We start from the raw sequence: 1,395 nt of genomic DNA, 5'->3' as shown, positions 1-1,395 counted from the left end.
TTTTGTGAAGTATTAGCAGTTGCGAATTCCTCTTTTAATGTAGGTGTTTGTAGATTATCTATGGGTTTAATGCCTGTTGTTAATTCTTGCTCTTTAATACCCTCTTGCTTTTCTTTTAAGGCTTTATCTAAAAGGCTTTGATTGGTGGGGGATTGTGGGTTAGAGTGAAGCTTAGCATTGGCATTTAGCTTATCTACAAAGCCTTTGATAAGCTCTTGTTCTTTTTGGGCTGCTTTTTGTATGAGTTTGACGACTTCTTTTTTAAGTTTTTCGGTAGTAAAACCTTTGCCATTGGTATTTACAAAGATTTCAGCACTATTTTTATCAAAACTTTTAAAAATTTTATTAGCATCTATTTTTCCTAATTTTAAAGCTTTTGTTAAGTTTCTTTTGCTGGGCTCTAATTCATCTAAGCCTAGCCCTAATCTTAAAGCTTTACTAATTTCTCTTATACTCCAAATATCCTTAGTGGCATTATTGTGCCACTGCTGCTTTGTGAGATAGAAGGGTTGAGAACTCTTATTTATTAAGCCTATTAAGTCCTCAAATTCTTGATTTAAATCCCTATCCCATATATTAAGCTGTTTTAAAAAGGTATCCTCATATTCTTTTAAAATCTCCTCTTTGTTCAGAGATTTTTCTAAAGAATCTTTAGTTTTTGGTATAATGGCTTCATCAATCTTGTTGGTAGGAGATTTGCCTGTCTGTAAAAGCGTATCAGTGTAGAAAATTGACTTGGCGTTTGGAGATTGATAAATGATTTTAGCTCCATTTTCTACTTTATTTTTTAAAACATTCTGTTTTTTAGGCGCGTTTGAAACGCTTATAAAATAATCCTGTGTTTCTAAATTAATGCTTGCAAAATACTGCTTATCATCTATTTGCTTTGCTAAAATAACAATATTATCATTATCCCTTAAAATCACTTCGGGATTATCTAGGGTCTCTTTGATTTGTGGGATATACTGCGTCCTATCTTTTTCTACAAGTTTTAATAAACTCCCCTTAGTTAGTTTTATCTCTTTTCCCCCTAATGCTTCTTTGATTTCATCGCTATGTTGTGGGATATAAGAATCCTCTAAACTTTTAAGGTTAAAAGTCTCTAGCCACTGATTTTGGGTTTGTGTGCTTAAAATATGCTCTTTGCCCTTTGTATCTATAAAAGTAATCTCTGCTAAAGGGGTTTTTTTCTCTGCATTAAATGCCTGTTCTTTTTCTCTTAGCTTAGGGAGTAGCTCTAAGAGTTTAGAGCTTTCCTCGCTGGGGACTCCACTTTTAATGCTAATACTTAAAAGGTCATAAATATCTGCACTACTTATTGCTCTACCATTACTAAAGAGTGTGGGTTCTAATTCTTGCCTGAATGTTGGCTCTAAATTCTCTAAAAATTCAAAG

At 33.0% G+C, this 1,395-nt stretch carries 1 protein-coding gene; it reads right to left on the bottom strand.

Annotated features, from left to right (window positions below; all coding sequences use genetic code 11):
- On the bottom strand, positions 1-1,395 hold a 1,395-nt coding region (locus LS72_RS11080), incomplete at both ends, for a PBECR2 nuclease fold domain-containing protein (protein WP_269149297.1).

Source organism: Helicobacter apodemus, assembly GCF_000765745.2.
GTDB classification, from domain to species: Bacteria; Campylobacterota; Campylobacteria; order Campylobacterales; family Helicobacteraceae; genus Helicobacter_D; species Helicobacter_D apodemus.
Note: the sequence above shows the minus strand (reverse complement) of the source record. Positions and strands in the feature narration are given on the sequence as shown.